This window comes from Vibrio sp. Hep-1b-8, assembly GCF_006124995.1.
In the GTDB taxonomy this organism is placed as follows: domain Bacteria; phylum Pseudomonadota; class Gammaproteobacteria; order Enterobacterales; family Vibrionaceae; genus Vibrio.
The window spans coordinates 52846-71895 of sequence record NZ_QEWN01000113.1; the positions used below are offsets into that span (position 1 = coordinate 52846).

30 protein-coding genes and 1 pseudogene are annotated in these 19050 nt (G+C 45.4%); 25 read left to right on the plus strand and 6 right to left on the minus strand.

Features of this window, described 5'->3' with window-relative positions:
* The first annotated feature begins 2 nt into the window (after positions 1 to 2).
* The 22 genes from rplV (at position 3) to rplQ (ending at position 10626) form a co-directional block, all read left to right on the plus strand.
* Positions 3 to 335 carry a 50S ribosomal protein L22 gene (gene rplV / locus DA100_RS14420; protein WP_004410462.1) on the plus strand — a complete coding sequence of 111 codons (333 nt, stop codon included), beginning with the start codon at positions 3 to 5 and terminating at the stop codon, positions 333 to 335.
* A gap of 19 nt (positions 336 to 354) precedes the next feature.
* On the plus strand, positions 355 to 1053 hold the full coding sequence (gene rpsC / locus DA100_RS14425) for a 30S ribosomal protein S3 (RefSeq protein WP_114787361.1): 699 nt from the start codon (positions 355 to 357) through the stop codon (positions 1051 to 1053).
* An 11-nt stretch (positions 1054 to 1064) separates the two neighbouring features.
* Positions 1065 to 1475, plus strand: coding sequence for a 50S ribosomal protein L16 (rplP, locus tag DA100_RS14430; RefSeq protein ID WP_005379577.1), 411 nt, complete (start codon positions 1065 to 1067; stop codon positions 1473 to 1475).
* Positions 1475 to 1666, plus strand: coding sequence for a 50S ribosomal protein L29 (gene rpmC, locus DA100_RS14435; protein WP_004410456.1), 192 nt, complete (start codon positions 1475 to 1477; stop codon positions 1664 to 1666). Before rplP ends, rpmC begins: the two co-directional genes overlap by 1 nt.
* Positions 1666 to 1920 carry a 30S ribosomal protein S17 gene (gene rpsQ / locus DA100_RS14440; RefSeq protein WP_138972780.1) on the plus strand — a complete coding sequence of 85 codons (255 nt, stop codon included), beginning with the start codon at positions 1666 to 1668 and terminating at the stop codon, positions 1918 to 1920. The genes rpmC and rpsQ overlap by 1 nt, the downstream gene beginning before the upstream one ends.
* Before the next feature lie 164 nt (positions 1921 to 2084).
* Positions 2085 to 2456 (plus strand): 50S ribosomal protein L14, encoded by a 372-nt coding sequence (gene rplN, locus DA100_RS14445; RefSeq protein WP_004745883.1) that lies wholly within the window; start codon positions 2085 to 2087, stop codon positions 2454 to 2456.
* Between the two features lie 13 nt (positions 2457 to 2469).
* Positions 2470 to 2787 (plus strand): 50S ribosomal protein L24, encoded by a 318-nt coding sequence (rplX, locus tag DA100_RS14450; protein ID WP_004745885.1) that lies wholly within the window; start codon positions 2470 to 2472, stop codon positions 2785 to 2787.
* 23 nt (positions 2788 to 2810) lie between these two features.
* Positions 2811 to 3350 carry a 50S ribosomal protein L5 gene (rplE, locus tag DA100_RS14455; protein WP_005450569.1) on the plus strand — a complete coding sequence of 180 codons (540 nt, stop codon included), beginning with the start codon at positions 2811 to 2813 and terminating at the stop codon, positions 3348 to 3350.
* Between the two features lie 17 nt (positions 3351 to 3367).
* A complete protein-coding gene (gene rpsN / locus DA100_RS14460) occupies positions 3368 to 3673 on the plus strand; it encodes a 30S ribosomal protein S14 (protein ID WP_138972781.1) in 306 nt (101 codons plus the stop codon).
* Between the two features lie 29 nt (positions 3674 to 3702).
* On the plus strand, positions 3703 to 4095 hold the full coding sequence (rpsH, locus tag DA100_RS14465; RefSeq protein ID WP_038209098.1) for a 30S ribosomal protein S8: 393 nt from the start codon (positions 3703 to 3705) through the stop codon (positions 4093 to 4095).
* A 13-nt stretch (positions 4096 to 4108) separates the two neighbouring features.
* Positions 4109 to 4642 carry a 50S ribosomal protein L6 gene (gene rplF, locus DA100_RS14470; protein ID WP_138972782.1) on the plus strand — a complete coding sequence of 178 codons (534 nt, stop codon included), beginning with the start codon at positions 4109 to 4111 and terminating at the stop codon, positions 4640 to 4642.
* A 9-nt stretch (positions 4643 to 4651) separates the two neighbouring features.
* A complete protein-coding gene (gene rplR / locus DA100_RS14475) occupies positions 4652 to 5005 on the plus strand; it encodes a 50S ribosomal protein L18 (RefSeq protein WP_038175185.1) in 354 nt (117 codons plus the stop codon).
* 14 nt (positions 5006 to 5019) lie between these two features.
* The gene (gene rpsE / locus DA100_RS14480; protein WP_138972783.1) at positions 5020 to 5523 is read left to right on the plus strand and encodes a 30S ribosomal protein S5; all 504 of its coding nucleotides are present in this window, start codon (positions 5020 to 5022) and stop codon (positions 5521 to 5523) included.
* A 7-nt stretch (positions 5524 to 5530) separates the two neighbouring features.
* Complete coding sequence (gene rpmD, locus DA100_RS14485; protein WP_000201159.1) at positions 5531 to 5707, plus strand: 50S ribosomal protein L30; 177 nt, start codon at positions 5531 to 5533, stop codon at positions 5705 to 5707.
* Between the two features lie 5 nt (positions 5708 to 5712).
* The gene (gene rplO, locus DA100_RS14490) at positions 5713 to 6147 is read left to right on the plus strand and encodes a 50S ribosomal protein L15 (protein ID WP_138972784.1); all 435 of its coding nucleotides are present in this window, start codon (positions 5713 to 5715) and stop codon (positions 6145 to 6147) included.
* A gap of 20 nt (positions 6148 to 6167) precedes the next feature.
* On the plus strand, positions 6168 to 7502 hold the full coding sequence (gene secY / locus DA100_RS14495) for a preprotein translocase subunit SecY (RefSeq protein ID WP_004410423.1): 1335 nt from the start codon (positions 6168 to 6170) through the stop codon (positions 7500 to 7502).
* Between the two features lie 27 nt (positions 7503 to 7529).
* Complete coding sequence (gene rpmJ, locus DA100_RS14500; RefSeq protein ID WP_000868186.1) at positions 7530 to 7643, plus strand: 50S ribosomal protein L36; 114 nt, start codon at positions 7530 to 7532, stop codon at positions 7641 to 7643.
* 147 nt (positions 7644 to 7790) lie between these two features.
* On the plus strand, positions 7791 to 8147 hold the full coding sequence (gene rpsM, locus DA100_RS14505) for a 30S ribosomal protein S13 (protein WP_005450559.1): 357 nt from the start codon (positions 7791 to 7793) through the stop codon (positions 8145 to 8147).
* 18 nt (positions 8148 to 8165) lie between these two features.
* Positions 8166 to 8555: a 30S ribosomal protein S11 gene (gene rpsK, locus DA100_RS14510; protein WP_001118870.1), complete on the plus strand. Its 390-nt coding sequence runs from the start codon at positions 8166 to 8168 to the stop codon at positions 8553 to 8555.
* Between the two features lie 27 nt (positions 8556 to 8582).
* Positions 8583 to 9203 (plus strand): 30S ribosomal protein S4, encoded by a 621-nt coding sequence (rpsD, locus tag DA100_RS14515; protein WP_138972785.1) that lies wholly within the window; start codon positions 8583 to 8585, stop codon positions 9201 to 9203.
* Positions 9204 to 9227: 24 nt separating this feature from the next.
* Entirely contained in the window at positions 9228 to 10220 is a 993-nt protein-coding gene (rpoA, locus tag DA100_RS14520) for a DNA-directed RNA polymerase subunit alpha (protein ID WP_004410407.1), read from the plus strand.
* A 25-nt stretch (positions 10221 to 10245) separates the two neighbouring features.
* A complete protein-coding gene (rplQ, locus tag DA100_RS14525; RefSeq protein WP_138972786.1) occupies positions 10246 to 10626 on the plus strand; it encodes a 50S ribosomal protein L17 in 381 nt (126 codons plus the stop codon).
* Positions 10627 to 10883: 257 nt separating this feature from the next.
* Here the strand turns inward: rplQ and DA100_RS14530 are convergent, their stop codons facing one another.
* On the minus strand, positions 10884 to 11381 hold the full coding sequence (locus DA100_RS14530) for a DUF2780 domain-containing protein (RefSeq protein ID WP_138972787.1): 498 nt from the start codon (positions 11379 to 11381) through the stop codon (positions 10884 to 10886).
* A gap of 109 nt (positions 11382 to 11490) precedes the next feature.
* Entirely contained in the window at positions 11491 to 12111 is a 621-nt protein-coding gene (locus tag DA100_RS14535) for an FKBP-type peptidyl-prolyl cis-trans isomerase (RefSeq protein ID WP_138972788.1), read from the minus strand.
* Positions 12112 to 12345: 234 nt separating this feature from the next.
* Here DA100_RS14535 and DA100_RS14540 point away from each other — a divergent pair, with 234 nt between their 5' ends.
* Positions 12346 to 12915 (plus strand): LysM-like peptidoglycan-binding domain-containing protein, encoded by a 570-nt coding sequence (locus tag DA100_RS14540; RefSeq protein ID WP_138972789.1) that lies wholly within the window; start codon positions 12346 to 12348, stop codon positions 12913 to 12915.
* Here the strand turns inward: DA100_RS14540 and DA100_RS14545 are convergent.
* The 4 genes from DA100_RS14545 to cpdB form a co-directional block, all read right to left on the minus strand.
* Positions 12861 to 13769, minus strand: coding sequence for a DMT family transporter (locus DA100_RS14545; RefSeq protein ID WP_138972790.1), 909 nt, complete (start codon positions 13767 to 13769; stop codon positions 12861 to 12863). The two genes, DA100_RS14540 and DA100_RS14545, sit on opposite strands and share 55 nt — an antisense overlap.
* Before the next feature lie 2 nt (positions 13770 to 13771).
* Positions 13772 to 14224: a GNAT family N-acetyltransferase gene (locus DA100_RS14550; protein WP_138972791.1), complete on the minus strand. Its 453-nt coding sequence runs from the start codon at positions 14222 to 14224 to the stop codon at positions 13772 to 13774.
* Between the two features lie 71 nt (positions 14225 to 14295).
* Positions 14296 to 14859 carry a Crp/Fnr family transcriptional regulator gene (locus DA100_RS14555; protein WP_138972815.1) on the minus strand — a complete coding sequence of 188 codons (564 nt, stop codon included), beginning with the start codon at positions 14857 to 14859 and terminating at the stop codon, positions 14296 to 14298.
* 125 nt (positions 14860 to 14984) lie between these two features.
* Positions 14985 to 16946: a 2',3'-cyclic-nucleotide 2'-phosphodiesterase gene (gene cpdB, locus DA100_RS14560; protein WP_138972792.1), complete on the minus strand. Its 1962-nt coding sequence runs from the start codon at positions 16944 to 16946 to the stop codon at positions 14985 to 14987.
* A 260-nt stretch (positions 16947 to 17206) separates the two neighbouring features.
* On the opposite strand from cpdB, the pseudogene cobA reads away from it, so the two are divergent.
* Both cobA and cysD read left to right on the plus strand, forming a co-directional pair.
* Positions 17207 to 18069: pseudogene (gene cobA, locus DA100_RS14565) on the plus strand (uroporphyrinogen-III C-methyltransferase).
* Between the two features lie 29 nt (positions 18070 to 18098).
* Entirely contained in the window at positions 18099 to 19031 is a 933-nt protein-coding gene (gene cysD / locus DA100_RS14570; protein WP_276608347.1) for a sulfate adenylyltransferase subunit CysD, read from the plus strand.
* Positions 19032 to 19050 lie beyond the last annotated feature (19 nt).

Sequence of the window (19050 nt, forward strand, 5' to 3'; positions counted from 1 at the left end):
TGATGGAAGCACTAGCTAAACATAACTTTGCTCGCATTTCGCCTCAGAAAGCTCGCTTAGTTGCGGACCAAATTCGTGGAAAATCTGTAGACCAGGCTCTAGAAATCCTGACTTTCAGCAACAAAAAAGCTGCTGAACTGATCAAGAAAGTTCTTGAGTCAGCTATCGCTAACGCGGAGCACAATGAAGGCGCAGATATTGACGATCTAAATGTCGCAAAAATCTTCGTAGATGAAGGCCCAATCATGAAGCGTATTATGCCTCGTGCTAAAGGTCGTGCGGATCGTATCTTGAAGCGTTCAAGCCACATCACTGTTGTTGTAGCAGATCGCTAAGAGACTAGGAGAGTAAGCAATGGGTCAAAAAGTACATCCTAATGGTATTCGTTTAGGCATCGTTAAGCCTTGGAATGCTACATGGTTTGCTAACACCAAAGAATTCGCTGACAACCTAGACGGCGACTTCAAGGTACGTCAGTTCCTTACAAGTGAACTGAAAAAAGCATCACTTTCACGCATCGTTATCGAGCGTCCTGCTAAGAGCATCCGTGTGACTATTCACACTGCTCGTCCAGGCGTAGTAATCGGTAAGAAAGGTGAAGACGTAGAAAAACTACGTGCAGCTGTAGCTAAAATCGCAGGTGTACCAGCGCAAATTAACATCGCTGAAGTACGTAAACCTGAGTTAGATGCACAGCTTGTTGGTGATAGCATCGCGTCTCAGCTAGAGCGTCGTGTTATGTTCCGTCGTGCTATGAAGCGCGCGGTACAAAACGCTATGCGTCTAGGCGCTAAAGGCATCAAAGTAGAAGTAAGCGGTCGTCTAGGCGGCGCTGAAATCGCACGTTCTGAGTGGTACCGTGAAGGTCGTGTACCTCTACACACTCTACGTGCTGACATTGATTACGCAACTTCTTCGGCTCACACTCAATACGGTGTGATCGGCATTAAAGTTTGGATCTTCAAAGGTGAGATTCTAGGCGGTATGCCAGCAGCTAACGCTGTAGAGCCTAAAGGCGATAAGCCTAAGAAGCAGCGCAAAGGCCGTAAGTAAGGAGTCGACAGATGCTACAACCTAAACGTACTAAGTTCCGTAAGGTTCAGACTGGTCGTAACCGTGGTCTAGCTAAAGGTACTGATGTAAGCTTCGGCGAATTCGGTCTTAAAGCTGTAGGCCGTGGTCGTCTAACTGCTCGTCAAATCGAAGCGGCACGTCGTGCAATGACACGTCACGTTAAGCGTCAAGGTAAAATCTGGATCCGTGTGTTCCCAGACAAACCTATCACAGAAAAACCACTTGAAGTTCGTCAAGGTAAGGGTAAAGGTAACGTTGAGTACTGGGTAGCCCAAATCCAACCTGGTAAGGTTATGTACGAAATGGGTGGTGTACCTGAAGAATTGGCTCGTGAAGCGTTCCGTCTAGCGGCTCGCAAACTGCCATTCAAAACTACATTTGTAACTAAGCAGGTGATGTGATGAAAGCACAAGATCTACGCGAGAAAAGCGTTGAAGAGCTTAACGCTGAGCTATTGAATTTGCTACGCGAACAGTTCAACTTGCGCATGCAAGCTGCAACTGGTCAGCTACAGCAAACTCATACTCTGAAAGCTGTACGCCGTGATATCGCACGTGTGAAAACTGTTTTGACTGAGAAGGCAGGCGCATAATGAGCGAAGTAAAACGTACTCAACAAGGTCGTGTAGTTAGCGACAAGATGGACAAGTCTATCGTTGTTGCTATCGAACGCATGGTTAAACACCCAATTTACGGTAAATTCGTAAAGCGTACGACTAAAGTACACGCACATGACGAAAACAACGAATGTGGCCTAGGCGACAAAGTTGAAATCGCAGAGTGTCGTCCACTGTCTAAGACTAAGTCTTGGACTTTGGTAAAAGTTCTAGAAAAAGTGAAAGGTTAATCCTTAGCTAATTCTATGAAATTAAACGGCTCCAAAATTATTTTGGGGCCGTTTATTTTTTGACTACCCAATCACAAAAAAGGGTGGTACAATTCGCGTCCCTTTTAAAGAGGCAGCCCGACCCGTGATGGGTCTAGTTATTAATATTTAGCGGAGCACTAACAATGATCCAAATGCAAAGTACACTTGACGCAGCTGATAACTCTGGCGCGCGCAAGGTAATGTGTATTAAGGTCCTGGGTGGCTCACACCGCCGTTATGCACATATCGGTGACGTCATCAAAGTTACTGTGAAGGAAGCTATTCCTCGCGGTAAAGTTAAGAAAGGTGATGTTCTGAAGGCGGTTGTCGTGCGCACTCGCAAAGGCGTTCGTCGTCCAGACGGTTCTGTCATTCGCTTCGACCGTAATGCTTGTGTATTGCTTAATGACAATACTGAGCAACCTATCGGTACACGTATCTTTGGCCCTGTGACACGTGAGCTTCGTGGCGATAAGTTCATGAAGATCGTTTCACTGGCTCCAGAAGTTCTGTAAGGAGCACGTAGAAATGGCAGCTAAAATCCGTCGTAATGACGAAGTAATCGTTCTTGCTGGTAAAGACAAAGGCAAGAAAGGTAAAGTAACTAAGGTTCTAGCAACTGGTAAAGTTATCGTTGAAGGTATCAACCTTGTTAAGAAGCACCAAAAGCCGGTTCCGGCTCTAGGTCAACAAGGTGGCATCGTTGAACAAGAAGCAGCTATTGATGCTTCTAACGTTGCAATCTTTAACGCAGCTACTGGTAAAGCTGACCGTATCGGTTTCCGTTTTGAAGATGGTAAGAAAGTTCGTTTCTTTAAATCTAACAACGAAATCGTTTCTAACTAATAGAAGTAATTTGGAGTTCTACTATGGCGAAACTGCATGATTACTACAAGTCGTCTGTAGTCGCTGAACTGACCAAACAGTTTAGCTACACAAGCGTCATGCAAGTCCCTAGAATCGAGAAAATCACCCTAAACATGGGTGTTGGTGAAGCAATCAACGATAAGAAACTGCTAGAAAACGCAGCTGCTGATATGGCAACGATCTCTGGTCAAAAGCCTCTTATCACTAAAGCGCGTAAATCTGTTGCAGGTTTCAAAATCCGTGAAGGCTACCCTATCGGTTGTAAAGTAACCTTGCGTGGCGAACGTATGTGGGATTTTCTTGAGCGTTTAATTTCAATCGCTCTTCCACGTGTACGTGACTTCCGTGGCGTTAGCGCTAAGTCTTTTGACGGACGCGGTAACTACAGCATGGGCGTTCGCGAGCAAATCATCTTCCCGGAAATCGACTTTGATAAAGTTGATCGAGTACGCGGTCTAGACATCACTATTACGACGTCTGCTGGTACTGATGAGGAAGGCCGTGCTCTGCTGGCTGCCTTTAACTTCCCATTCCGTAAGTAAGGTGAAGGGTTACTGTTATGGCTAAAAATTCAATGAAAGCACGTGAAGCAAAACGTGCGAAGCTTGTAGCTAAGTTCGCTGAAAAGCGTTCAGCGCTTAAAGCTATCATTAGCGATGTAAACGCATCAGAAGAAGAACGTTGGAATGCGGTTCTTAAACTGCAATCTCTTCCACGTGATTCAAGTGCATCACGTCAGCGCAACCGTTGCAACCAAACTGGTCGTCCACACGGTTACCTACGTAAGTTCGGTCTAAGCCGTATTAAGGTTCGTGAAGCTTGCATGAAAGGCGAGATTCCGGGTCTTCGTAAGGCTAGCTGGTAATTGCCACTTAATCATTTGGAGTAAATCATATGAGCATGCAAGATCCGATTTCGGATATGCTGACCCGCGTTCGTAACGGTCAGGCAGCAAACAAAGTTGCTGTTAAAATGCCTTCTTCAAAGCTTAAAGTTGCAATTGCTGCACTACTAAAAGCTGAAGGTTACATCACTGATTTCGCTGTTGAAGGCGAAGTTAAACCTGAGCTTGAAGTTACTCTTAAGTACTTCCAAGCTAAACCAGTAATCGAGCAACTTAAACGTGTTTCTCGTCCAGGTCTACGTGTTTACAAGAAGAAAGATGAACTTCCTTCTGTAATGGGTGGTCTTGGTGTTGCTATCGTTTCAACTTCCAAGGGTCTTATGTCAGACCGCGCTGCACGTAAAGCAGGTCTTGGTGGTGAAATCATCGCTTACGTAGCTTAATAAGGAGTAGACTATGTCTCGTGTTGCTAAAGCACCTGTCGCTATTCCAGCTGGCGTAGAGGTGAAACTAAACGGCCAAGAAATCACTGTAAAAGGTGCTAAAGGCGAACTATCTCGCGTTCTTAACAACGCAGTAGTTGTAGCTCAGGAAGAAAACAATCTTACTTTCGGTCCACGCGAAGGTGTAGTTAACGCATGGGCTCAAGCAGGTACTGCTCGCGCTCTAGTTAACAACATGGTTGTTGGCGTTACTGAAGGCTTTACTAAGAAGCTTACCCTTAAGGGTGTTGGTTACCGTGCTGCTATCAAAGGCAACGCTGTAGGTCTAACTCTAGGCTTCTCTCACCCTGTTGAGCATGAATTGCCAGCGGGTATTAAAGCTGAGTGTCCAAGCCAAACTGAAATCGTGATCACTGGTTGTGACAAACAACTTGTTGGTCAGGTTGCGGCTGACATTCGTTCTTACCGTGAGCCTGAGCCTTACAAAGGTAAAGGTGTTCGTTACGCAGATGAAAATGTGCGTACTAAAGAAGCTAAGAAGAAGTAAGGTAACACTATGGATAAGAAAGCATCTCGCATCCGTCGTGCTACACGTGCACGTCGTAAGATTGCAGAACTGGGTGCAACTCGCCTAGTAGTACACCGTACTCCTCGTCACGTGTACGCACAGGTGATTGCAGCTAATGGCTCTGAGGTTATCGCAGCAGCTTCTACTGTAGAAAAAGCGATCCGTGAGCAAGTTAAGAACACTGGTAACATCGATGCAGCTAAAGCAGTAGGTAAAGCTGTTGCTGAGCGCGCTCTTGAAAAAGGCGTAGAAGCAGTTGCATTTGATCGTTCTGGTTTCCAATACCACGGTCGAGTGGCGGCGCTAGCAGAATCTGCTCGCGAAGCTGGTCTGAAATTCTAAGGTAGGGTTGGAAGATGGCTAAAGAACAACAAGTTCAAGCGAATGATTTGCAAGAAAAGCTAATCGCAGTTAACCGCGTTTCTAAAACGGTTAAAGGTGGTCGAATCATGAGCTTTACTGCGCTAACAGTAGTTGGTGACGGTAACGGTCGTGTAGGTTTCGGTTACGGCAAAGCTCGTGAAGTACCTGCAGCGATCCAAAAAGCAATGGAAAAAGCTCGTCGTAACATGACTACGGTCGCGCTTAACGAAGGTACTCTTCACCACCCAGTGAAAGGTCGCCATTCGGGCTCTAAAGTTTACATGCAGCCTGCTGCTGAAGGTACTGGTGTTATCGCAGGTGGTGCGATGCGTGCAGTACTAGAAGTTGCTGGTGTACACAACGTTCTATCTAAAGCATACGGTTCTACGAACCCTATCAACATCGTTCGTGCTACGATCGATGCACTAGGTAGCATGAAGTCACCAGAGATGGTTGCTGCTAAACGTGGTCTAACTGTTGAATCTATTTCGGAGTAAGAACACCATGGCAACTATTAAAGTAACTCAAACTAAAAGCTCAATTGGTCGTCTACCTAAGCACAAAGCTACGCTTCGTGGTCTAGGTCTTCGTAAAATCAACCACACAGTAGAACTTGAAGATACTCCGTGCGTACGCGGTATGATCAACAAGGTTTACTACATGGTTAAAGTTGAGGAGTAATCAGAATGCGTTTGAATACTCTATCACCAGCTGCTGGTGCTAAGACTACTGCTAAACGTGTAGGTCGTGGTATCGGTTCTGGCCTAGGTAAAACTGGTGGCCGCGGCCACAAAGGTCAAAAGTCACGCTCTGGCGGCACTGTTCGTCCAGGTTTTGAAGGCGGTCAGATGCCTCTAAAACAACGTCTACCAAAATTCGGTTTCACTTCTCGTAAGAGCCTAGTGTCTGCTGAAGTTCGTCTAGCTGAGCTAGCGAAAGTAACTGGTGACGTAGTAGATCTAAACAGCCTTAAAGCTGCTAACGTTATCACTAAGAACATCGAATTCGTAAAAGTTGTTCTATCTGGTGAAATCAACAAAGCAGTGACTGTTAAAGGTCTACGTGTGACTAAAGGCGCTAAAGCTGCAATCGAAGCTGCAGGCGGTAAAATCGAGGAATAATCTCGAGGAACGAGGTACAGATGGCTAAGAAACCAGGTCAAGATTTTCGTAGTGCTCAGAGCGGCTTAAGTGAACTAAAGTCGCGCTTATTATTCGTAATTGGTGCACTTTTAGTATTCCGAGCAGGCTCTTTTGTGCCGATTCCTGGTATTGACGCTGCTGTACTTGCCGATTTGTTCGAACAGCAAAAAGGTACCATCGTAGAAATGTTTAACATGTTCTCCGGTGGTGCTCTTGAGCGTGCATCTATATTAGCGTTGGGCATCATGCCGTATATTTCGGCATCTATTGTTGTCCAACTGCTAACTGTAGTTCATCCAGCGTTAGCTGAACTCAAAAAAGAGGGTGAAGCAGGCCGTCGTAAGATCAGCCAATACACACGCTACGGCACGCTTGTACTTGCAACATTCCAGGCTATAGGTATCGCAACAGGCCTACCGAACATGGTCGATAATCTGGTTGTTATCAACCAAACCATGTTTACGCTTATTGCTACCGTAAGTTTAGTAACCGGCACCATGTTCCTAATGTGGTTAGGTGAACAAATTACTGAGCGTGGAATTGGTAACGGTATTTCGTTACTTATCTTTGCAGGTATTGTTGCTGGATTGCCTTCTGCAATCGGTCAAACAATCGAGCAAGCGCGTCAAGGTGAATTGCATGTACTTCTTCTGTTGTTGATTGCTGTACTTGCTTTTGCAGTTATCTACTTCGTTGTTTTCATGGAGCGTGGTCAACGTCGAATCGTTGTAAACTACGCGAAGCGTCAACAAGGTCGTAAGGTATTTGCTGCACAAAGCACTCACTTGCCACTTAAAATTAATATGGCAGGTGTTATTCCAGCAATCTTTGCGTCAAGCATTATCCTGTTCCCAGGAACACTGGCTCAGTGGTTTGGTCAGAATGGTGAGAGCAGCGCGTTCGGTTGGTTAACTGACGTGTCTTTGGCTCTTAGCCCAGGTCAGCCTCTGTATGTAATGCTTTATGCAGCAGCGATAATTTTCTTCTGTTTCTTCTACACGGCGTTGGTATTCAACCCGCGTGAAACAGCAGATAACTTGAAGAAGTCAGGTGCATTCGTACCCGGCATCCGCCCAGGTGAGCAGACAGCTAAGTATATTGATAAAGTAATGACGCGTTTAACCCTTGCTGGTGCGCTTTACATTACCTTTATCTGTCTGATTCCGGAGTTCATGATGGTCGCGTGGAACGTACGTTTCTACTTCGGCGGTACATCGCTACTTATCGTAGTTGTTGTAATTATGGACTTTATGGCACAGGTACAGACTCATCTGATGTCTCAACAGTATGATTCTGTGTTGAAAAAGGCAAACCTAAAAGGCTACGGTCGTTAATTTAGGTTTCATTTACGGAGTTTAGCAATGAAAGTTCGTGCTTCCGTTAAAAAAATCTGCCGTAACTGTAAAGTTATCAAGCGTAACGGTGTCGTTCGCGTGATTTGCAGTGAGCCAAAGCACAAGCAGCGCCAAGGCTAATTAGCAGAAATTTTTACTTGAAATATAAGGTAGTGTCGAGTATATTCCTCGGCCTACCTTTTGCGTGCAAAAGAAGTAGTATTCCGCAGCGTATCCGAAACGGGCTTTGCTGCGGCTAATTCTTTTATGAAACACTAGGAGTGAATAATGGCCCGTATTGCAGGCATTAACATTCCTGATCAAAAACATGCTGTAATCGCACTAACTGCGATCTACGGCATCGGTAAGACTCGCTCTCAAGCTATCCTAGCTGAAGTGGGCATTGCTGAAGATGTTAAGATCAGTGAACTAACTGAAGAGCAGATCGATCAACTGCGTGATGGTGTAGCTAAGTACACTGTAGAAGGTGATCTACGTCGTGAAGTATCAATGAACATCAAGCGTCTTATGGACCTTGGCTGTTACCGTGGTCTTCGTCATCGTCGCAGTCTACCACTACGTGGACAGCGTACTAAAACCAATGCTCGCACCCGTAAGGGTCCGCGTAAGCCGATCAAGAAATAATCGGGAAGGTAGAGTACAATGGCTAAACAACCAACTCGCGCTCGTAAGCGCGTACGCAAGCAAGTTGCAGATGGCGTTGCGCACATCCATGCTTCTTTCAATAACACAATCGTAACTATTACTGACCGTCAAGGTAACGCTCTAGCATGGGCTACTGCAGGTGGTTCAGGTTTCCGTGGTTCTCGTAAGTCTACTCCGTTCGCTGCACAGGTTGCTGCTGAGCGTTGTGCTGAAATGGCTAAAGAGTACGGTCTAAAGAACTTGGAAGTTATGGTTAAGGGTCCAGGTCCAGGTCGTGAATCTACTGTTCGCGCACTGAACGCTGCTGGTTTCCGCATCACAAACATCGTTGATGCTACACCAATCCCTCATAACGGTTGTCGTCCACCTAAGAAACGTCGTGTATAACGTTTTTTAGATTACTGGAGAAAGATCATGGCAAGATATTTGGGTCCTAAGCTGAAGCTTAGCCGTCGCGAAGGTACTGACTTATTCCTTAAGTCTGGTGTACGCGCGATCGATACCAAGTGTAAAATTGATAACGCACCAGGTGTACACGGCGCTCGTCGCGGTCGTCTATCTGAGTATGGCGTTCAGCTTCGTGAGAAGCAAAAAGTTCGTCGTATGTACGGCGTTCTAGAAAAACAATTCCGTAACTACTACAAAGAAGCTGCTCGCCTAAAAGGCAACACTGGTGAAAACCTACTTCAGCTCCTTGAAGGTCGTCTTGATAACGTAGTTTACCGCATGGGCTTTGGTGCAACTCGCGCAGAAGCACGTCAGCTAGTTAGCCACAAAGCTATCCTAGTTAACGGTAAAGTTGTAAACGTTCCTTCTTTCAATGTTGCGGCTAATGACGTTGTTTCTATCCGCGAGAAAGCTAAACAGCAATCTCGTATCAAGGCTGCTCTAGAAGTTGCTGAACAACGTGAAAAACCAACTTGGATTGAAGTAGATGGTGGTAAGATGGAAGGTACGTTCAAGCGTCTGCCTGAGCGTTCAGATCTATCTGCTGACATCAACGAACAATTGATCGTCGAGCTTTACTCTAAGTAAGGTTTAAACTAAAGAGAGGACACAATGCAGGGTTCTGTAACAGAATTTCTTAAGCCACGTCTTGTTGACATCGAACAGGTTAGCACGACTCACGCAAAAGTAACTCTTGAGCCATTAGAGCGTGGTTTTGGCCATACTCTTGGTAATGCACTTCGCCGTATTCTTCTATCTTCTATGCCAGGTTGTGCTGTAACAGAAGTAGAAATCGAAGGCGTACTTCATGAGTACAGCACTAAAGAAGGCGTTCAAGAAGATATTCTTGAAATCCTACTTAACCTTAAAGGTCTTGCTGTACGCGTTGCCGAAGGCAAAGATGAAGTGTTCATTACTTTGAACAAATCAGGCTCGGGCCCTGTGGTTGCAGGTGACATCACCCATGATGGTGATGTAGAGATCGCTAACCCTGAACACGTAATTTGTCACCTAACAGATGACAACGCTGAGATCGCTATGCGTATCAAAGTTGAACGTGGTCGTGGTTATGTTCCAGCTTCGGCTCGTATCCATACTGAAGAAGATGAGCGTCCAATTGGTCGCCTACTGGTTGACGCTACGTACAGCCCAGTAGACAAGATTGCTTATTCTGTTGAAGCAGCTCGTGTAGAGCAGCGTACAGACTTAGACAAGCTTGTTATCGATATGGAAACGAACGGTACTCTAGACCCTGAGGAAGCAATCCGTCGAGCAGCTACTATCCTAGCTGAACAATTGGATGCGTTCGTAGATCTTCGTGATGTACGTGTACCTGAGGAGAAGGAAGAGAAGCCAGAATTCGATCCGATCCTACTGCGTCCTGTAGACGATCTTGAACTAACAGTTCGCTCTGCTAACTGTCTGAAAGCAGAAGCGATTCACTACATCGGTGATCTTGTACAGCGTACTGAGGTTGAGCTACTTAAAACGCCTAACCTTGGTAAAAAATCTCTTACTGAGATTAAAGACGTACTTGCATCACGTGGTCTGTCTCTGGGCATGCGTCTAGAAAACTGGCCACCAGCGTCTATCGCTGAAGATTAATCGATAAAGTTAGAAGGATTAGGTCATGCGCCATCGTAAGAGTGGTCGTCAACTCAACCGCAACAGCTCACATCGTAAAGCGATGTTTAGCAACATGGCTAGCTCTCTAGTACGTCATGAAGTTATCAAGACTACACTGCCAAAAGCAAAAGAGCTACGTCGCGTAGTTGAGCCTTTGATTACACTAGCTAAGACTGACAGCGTTGCTAACCGTCGTCTAGCATTTGCACGTACTCGTGACAACGAAGTAGTTGCAAAACTATTTAACGAACTAGGTCCACGTTTCGCTGCTCGTCAGGGCGGTTACACTCGTATCCTAAAAGCTGGCTTCCGTGCTGGTGACAAAGCTCCAATGGCTTACATTGAGCTTGTAGATCGCCCAGCTGCTGAAGAAACTGCTGAGTAATCAGGTTCGTACGAACAAAAAAGCCGAGCATATGCTCGGCTTTTTTGTTTCTGGCAGACACAAACGTATCGGATTTATTTTCTAATGGAATGTTTGTTGCCGAAAAGTGCTTGAGATAGTCGCCCAACTATCGCGGTATAAAAAAGATTGACCTAGTGTGCCAACCCTTCAAATTTATCGCTACTCGCTACTCGCTACTCGCTACTCGCTACTCGCTACTCGCTACTCGCTACTCGCTACTCGCTACTCGCTACTCGCTACTGCCAAACAGCCCTTAAGCTATCCAGCAGTCCATTACTTGCTCCTTGGCTCTGCAGTGCGCTGATAATAATTGGAGCAAAGGTAGAGATGAGCGATGGGTCCATGCCTAATGCTGAGAATGCACTTTTAACTGTTTCATTATTGGCAATCATTGCTGTTAAGCCGCTTGATTGTAGAGAGTCAAAACCAGATATCAACCCCGCCATTTCATTGCTTTGACTGCTATTAAGCGAGTTTTGCGCCAGCGCTAACATTGAGCCTAGACCGCCAATGGCTTGTTCAGAAGAAATGTTGGCACTATTTTGCAGTGTAGAAACTAAATCGATGCTGCCTCTATTTTGTGAAGACCATGTCTGAACCGCGCCCATTAAAGCGGCATTTGCTAAGCTGCTGTAGGCATTATCACTGCCTGCGTTGGTGTTGCTACCTGATGTAGTTTGGCATCCCATTAACGCCATGCTCACGATCGCTACCAGTACAATTTTCTTATTCATCTTCTTTCCTTAATAAAACGAGATCATTGATAGATCTGTCGAATAAGTATCATACATAAAAAACGGCGACACAATGGCCGCCGTTTTGTTCGCTTTAATTTGCTGGAAATTAAAGGATATCTAGTAGTTCTACTTCAAATACTAGAGCTGCAAATGGTGGAATTGCAGCGCCAGCGCCACGTTCACCGTATGCAAGATCTTGTGGGATGTATAGTTTCCACTTAGAACCAACAGGCATCAGTTGTAGTGCTTCAACCCAACCCTTGATAACGCCAGTCACTGGGAACTCAGCTGGTTGACCGCGAGATACTGAGCTGTCGAAAACGGTACCGTCAGTTAGCTCACCGTGGTAGTGAACGCGAACTTGCTTGTCTGAAGTTGGGATTTCACCAGTACCTTCAGTGATCACTTCGTATTGAAGACCAGATTCAAGAACCGTTACTTCTGGACGTAGAGCGTTATCTTTTAGGAACGCTTCGCCGTCCGCAGCAGCTGCTTTTGCTGCTTCTTGGCGTGCAGCTTCAACACGAGTGTGTAGCTCTTGAAGAGCGTTGTTGATTTCGTCGATTTCGATAGCTGGTTGCTCACCAACTAGTGCTGTAGCGATACCGGCAGCGATGGCGTCAACGTTTAGACCTTCTAGACCAGAACCAGCAAGTTGCTGACCCATCTGTAGACCGATACCGTAGCTAGCTTTTTGCTCTACAGTGTCAAATTTAACTTCAGACATGATGTCTCTCTTTGTATGGTGTATAAAGCAGTAAAGGATACCAGCAATAGCGCTATGATGAAACGGTCGTTCCCATATAGTCTGTCGAGTAGGGTAATGTGAGATTAAGATCGACTTTCTATGACTTGATAGCAAGTTTTGACCCAGCGATTACTTTGTTGAGCGAAAATTCCTATACTCATGGGGGCTTGGTTTTTTATACTTAGAGCGAAACCCGTTTGGAGACAAGGTGCGATGAATCGCAGAAAAAAGAAAAAACAGCAGCAAGTTGATTACGTTGATGTAGTGAAGAAAAAGTTTAGTGCTATTGATTGGCTCAAACTAAAGGGTGCAGTCCTACAACGCTGGAACCTGCTTCCTCAACTTCACCAACGTGGTTTAATGATCTTAGTGCCTGTCTTGCTGGTTTTATTGGTGATTCCGTTACCCGATTCGACGGGTGGTACTGAATCACAAACCTCGCCAGTCCAACGAGTCGAGATTGACATTGATACACGTAGTTTGAGCGAGCAACAAAGCAGACAGCAGCAATCACTAGCTTCTGACACTTGGAAGGAGTATCAGGTTAAGAGTGGTGATACATTGGCGCAAGTGTTTCGCAGCAATGGTTTAGCAATGGCGGATCTCAACGCTTTAGTAAAAGTTGAAGGTGCGGACAAACCTCTAAGCCAGATTAAGCAAGGGCAGCTTGTCCGCTTTAAGTTAGCGGAGAATGGGCAATTGGATATCCTTCAACTCGAAAAGAACAATCAGTCTGTTATGTTCTTCCGTCTTTCTGACGGTGGCTTTGGTCGCAGTAAGTAACTCATCCTTCCGCTTTTTATCAGTGTTTGCCACGGGACAAGGGGTAGCATAATCATGGTTATCCCTATCACTGTCAGCCAGTCTGGCACTTCGTCAAAATAAACCACGCCAATAATAACGACGAACACTAACCCTGAATTTTCTGCTACAGAAATCTGGCTTGCTGGCGCTCGTCGATAAGCCATGACTGCCAATCCGTTGTAACTCAAAATTAATCCAGCACTTGCCAAAATCAGCATGATTTGCTGATAGGTTATCGGCGCCCAGTAAATCAAGGCTAATACCGATGAGAGAGGCAGAGATAGCAACGATGTCCAAAATAACGTGCTGATGATGGTCTGTTCCGCCGGTAATTTACGCGCAGTGACGTTGAAGAGTGCCAGAGTTAACGTTGTTCCTAAGGCAAACGTCGCCGCCCAATGAAATTCTGAAGGCCTGAGAACCACTAATACGCCGACAAAACCGAACAGTGATGCGGCCGCACGCGTCCAAGCGATTTTCTCTCCTAGAAGCAATACAGCTAGCGGTAGCATCAATAAAGGGGCGGCATAAAAGACTGCGTTTGCCGTCGCTAGGGTCAGGTGAGTGATGGCAATGACCATGCATCCACTGCCAATCAATATCAGTTGTGCACGGAATAAGTTGAGACCTGGGCTATAGAGCTTTTTCTGAGTCGGCTTTTGTTGCCACCAAAAGGGAAAGATCACTAAAGTTGAAAGCAGTTGGCGAACGAAAACATACTGGAAGGTAGATACATCACCATCCAGTAATTTTACTGCGACATCAGACAAAGATGCCGCTAAGTTGCCTACGATAAGCAGGAGGATCGCGACATAGGTCGCTGAAGCTGCCACGTCTATTTGTCCAACTTCATATCAATGTGTGGGATATCGTCTTCAAGATACATATCTGAGGTTTGGACAAAGCCATGTTGCTGATAAAAGTCAGCCAGATGCTCTTGTGCACCAATCTCTATTTTCTCTCCTGGCCACAAAGATTCACACCCAGCCAATGCTTGCTTGAGTAACTGATGGCCAAGCCCGCCACCTCTATGGCTTGCTAAGGTAGCAACGCGTCCAATGCTGACACTTGGATAGCTTAATCCCTTCGGTATCAACCGAGCGCACGCAACCAACAGCCCATCTTTATAACCAAGTAGATGATATACACCCTCTTGATGATCTTTGTCATCCAGCTCGGGGTATGGGCATGTTTGCTCAACGACAAATACATCCACTCTGAGTTTAAGTAGTTGATAAAGCTGAGTGGTTGTCAGCTGTGAAAAGGGAGTTAGTAGCCAAGTGACCATAGGTGTTTTGCCTTGTTGATATCTGTTAAGGCGAATGTAGCAACTCAATCGCTTGGCGACATTAACAATTGTTAATTTTGGTGGCGATTTTTGATACGACTCAAGCTGATTGGTGTGATGCCTAGGTAAGCAGCGACTTGATAGTCATTGAGCCGTTCAAGCAATTCGGGGTAATGCTGGCAGAAAAGTTGGTAACGTTCCTCCGGGCTGTAGAGCAGCATAAATCGTTCTTTGTTTTCTTTATACATTAACTGAGTTTCGAGCAGCTTTAGGTAAATGCTGTGTTTTTCATCTCGCCACTGACGGAGGGCGGCAATAGGGAGAGAAATCATGGTGCAGGGCGTAAGAGATTCGAGTAGATAAGGTGAGGCCTGCTGTTTGATTAGGCTTTCAAAACCGATAAGCCAGTCATTTTCCCAATAGAACTCTTTGCTGAACTCTTTGCCTTTTTCCGTCAAGTAACATGAATGACAGATACCTGATACGAGAAAATAGATCTCTTCTGCCACCTGCCCTTGATGTAGCAGGATATGACGGGTCGGCAGCTCAAGTTGTCGTGCTGACAGAATCAGTTGATCAACTTCTTGACTGGTAAATCCATTGTGGGTCGATTGCTGTCGAAAGTTTTCAAACATGGCGTGTTTATCTTTGAATGGGATAGGTAGAGATTCTAGCGCACTTCCCCAATTCGCTACCATTGACCTGTGATGAAAAAAAAGCCGCAACGAACAGTGCGGCTTTGTTTCAATGGAAAAGAGGGTTATTTCTGAAGGTCGATTTGATAAACCGCGAAACCTACATCATCAGTGCCGATGCGTTTCATTGGATACTGGCCTTTTTCTTCGATGAACTTCGCCGCCTTATCACTTGGTGAAGTTTCAAAACGGATGTCCAGTTTCTTATCTGACTTAATTGGTGCAAATGACCAGTTGTTGTCTGCGCTTGGCGTGAATTCACCTTTTTCGTTGCTTACGCGAGTAATGTAAGCCGCGATTACTGAACGGTTTTCATCTGGTGAGTCAAACGCGACAAAATCAGATCCTGTGCCAGGGAACTTATTGCTGTATGCACGGTAGTTGTTTGTCGCAATGATGAAGTCTTGCTTCATATCGATTGGCTTACCTTGATAAGTAAGATTAACAATACGTTCAGCACCTTCGTTGATCACCTTGCAGTCGCCGTCATATTTCGCCGGCTTAGTGACATCAATTTGATAGTTCAGGCCATCAATAACATCGAAGTTGTAGGTACGGAAACCATCCCAGTCAATCAGACTTTGTGGCTCAGTGCTATTGACATCAATTTGCTTAAACTGACCTGCTGTACACTCTAACCACTCTTTCACTTCAGTTCCGGTTACTTTCATCGCCACGAGAGTGTTCGGGTATAGGTAAAGGTCTGCTGCGTTACGGAAAGTCAACTGACCAGATTCTACTTCAGTGAAGTTACCCGGATCATTTTTACGACCGCCAGCTTTAAATGGTGCAGCAGCAGAAAGAACAGGAATGTCTGCTAGGTCAGGATCGCCTTGGATAAAGCGCTCAACGTAATCTTTTTGTGCAAGGTTAACAATTTGTACTGTTGGATCGTCTTGTACTAATGCTAAGAAGCTGTACATCACGTCGTTAGCTTTACCGATTGGCTGGTTAACGAAATCGCGAGTCCCTTTGTGGTCAGCTTCAAGCGCTTTAACCATCTCAGCATCTGCTTCTGCAAGTGAAGTTTTTGTTTTCTTGTCGTAGATCGGACGAGCTTCAGTTTGGCCTTTTACCACCGTCCATTTACCGTCTTTTTCTTTCAGTTCAAGATCAATGACACCAACGTGGCTACCCCAGCGACCTGGCATAACTGCTGCTACACCATTGATGGTACCGTTTGTGTTATCAATACCTGGAATGTTATCGAAGCCTTTTCCTGGGAATACAGCATGAGAGTGACCAAAAGCAATCGCGTCGATACCATCTACTTGAGAAAGGTAGTACGTAGAGTTTTCCGCACCTACTTTATGTGGGTCTGAAGATACGCCAGAGTGCGGAATCGCAACGATGACGTCAGCACCTTCAGCTTTCATTTGAGGCACTAGCTTATCAGCCGTTTCTTTGATGTCTTTAGCGAAGACTTTGCCTTCTAGGTTTTTCTTATCCCACACCATGATTTGCGGTGGAACAAAACCGATGTAACCCACTTTGATTTGGTGTTCTACGCCATCAACGTCTTTAAATGTATGAGATTTAATGATGTATGGTTTGAAGTAATGCTCGCCAGTTTTCTTGTCGAATACGTTTGCGCTGACATAAGGGAAATCAGCGTCGTTGATAGTTTCTGCAAGGAACTCTAAACCGTAGTTAAACTCATGATTACCAATGTTACCCACATCGTAGTTCAACTGGTTCATCGCTTTGTATACTGGGTGTACCTCGCCTTTTTCAATGCCTTTCGCTGCCATATAGTCTCCCATAGGGCTGCCTTGAATTAGGTCACCATTATCAACAAGTACACTATTTTCTACTTCGGCACGAGCTTGTTTAACCAGAGTAGCAGTGCGAGTAAGACCAATCTGTTGCGATGGCTTGTCTTTGTAGTAGTCATAGTCCATGACGTTAGTGTGAATATCAGTCGTTTCGACAATACGAAGTTTGATCGTATCTGCCATTACTGGACCAGCCATGGCCAACATACCACCAAGTACTGCAAGAGACAGGGGGTTCACTGCTGCTTTCATTTTTTAAGCTCCGATAGCGTTAAATAAGACCCGTCTAATTTAACAAAATGAAGTGAAACAATTGTTTCACTAGGTAATTAATTGTGATCTAGAGCGGTTATGTATTGGTGTTATGCAAAGAATCTCTCAAAATTCGATAAAGGGACTATAGTACGGTTTATCGTTCTTATCAGAAATTGATATAAAAAATGAAATTTTAGAATTTCAGGTAATAAAGATACAGATACATAATGCTTCCATAGACATTGAAGGATGACATTATGGCTCGCAAGGAAACCGTTTCTCAATTCCCTTTGAACGCTCAACGTGCACAGCGTAGCAATCAGGTGGTTTTAAATACTTTTGGTCGCAGCGTGCTCGGTAAAGGTGAAGTGGCACTTATCGGTGCAGGCCCTGGTGACGTAGAGTTGCTAACGCTGAAGGCAATGCGTTTCTTACAGCAAGCGGATGTCGTGCTATACGACTATCTTGTTTCTGAAGACATTATGTCTCTCCTTCCTAGTGACACGATTACGGTGTGTGTTGGTAAGCGCGCTGGCCACCATAGTGTCCCTCAAGAAAAAACCAATCAGCTATTGGTGGACTTTGCTAAACAAGGTCACCGTGTCGCTCGCATCAAGGGCGGTGATCCGTTTATTTTTGGTCGCGGTGGTGAAGAGCTTGAAGTATTGGCGGACGCTGGAGTTTCTTTTCATGTTGTTCCTGGTATTACCGCCGCTGCGGGTGCGACAGCTTATGCGGGCATACCGTTAACCCATAGAGATTACGCTCAATCAGCTATGTTTATACCGGGCATTTGAAAGCAGAAAGTGACCAGATGGACTGGTCTACGTTGGCTCGCGGCAACCAAACGCTGGTGATCTATATGGGCTTAATGAAGTCTGAATATATTGAGCATCAGTTGATTGAGCACGGCCGTAGCCCTGAGACTCCAATCGCCATTATTGAGCGTGGGACTCAGTCAACCCAAAGAATATTCAAAGGTCAGCTATCTCAACTGGCTGAACTTGCAAAAGACGCGCAATCGCCGTCTCTCATCGTCATTGGTGAAGTGGTGTCACTGTCAGACAAGCTGGCGTGGTTCACTCCACAGCCTAGCGTACAACAGCGCCAATTCGCATAACTCATTATTTGATTAGTCAGAAGCTCGTATTGAGCCGTAAAGGAAGCACTAACATGGACCAAGAACGTTTAACCCACCTCAAGCAACTCGAAGCGGAGAGTATTCATATCATCCGTGAAGTGGCGGCTGAGTTTGATAACCCAGTGATGATGTACTCGATCGGTAAAGATTCGTCGGTAATGTTGCATCTCGCTCGCAAAGCTTTCTACCCAGGAAAGATCCCGTTCCCGTTGCTGCACGTGGATACCGACTGGAAATTTAAAGAGATGATTGAGTTTCGTGATCGTACGGCTGAAAAGTATGGTTTTGAGCTTTTGGTGCATAAGAACCCTGAAGGTTTAGCGATGGGATGTAGTCCGTTTACGCACGGCTCATCTAAGCATACCGATATTATGAAAACACAAGGCCTGAAACAGGCTCTGAATAAATATGGTTTTGATGCGGCTTTTGGTGGAGCTCGTCGAGATGAAGAGAAATCACGTGCTAAAGAGCGTGTCTATTCGTTCCGCGATAAGAACCACACTTGGGATCCAAAGAATCAACGTCCAGAGTTATGGCGTACTTACAACGGTCAGATCAACAAAGGTGAAAGCATTCGTGTCTTCCCGCTATCGAACTGGACTGAACTGGATATCTGGCAATACATCTACTTGGAGAACATCGACATTGTTCCGCTGTATCTAGCAGAAAAGCGTCCTGTTGTTGAGCGTGATGGCATGCTGATCATGGTGGATGATGATCGTATGAAGTTAGAGCCGGGAGAAGTGATTGAAGAGAAGAGCGTACGTTTCCGTACTCTTGGCTGCTACCCGCTTACGGGGGCGATTGAGTCAGATGCGAATACGTTAACTGGCATTATCGAAGAGATGTTGGTGGCAACATCGAGTGAACGTCAAGGCCGCGCGATCGACCACGATCAGTCTGGATCGATGGAACTGAAAAAACGTCAAGGCTACTTCTAATTTAGGATCTAAGGAAAGA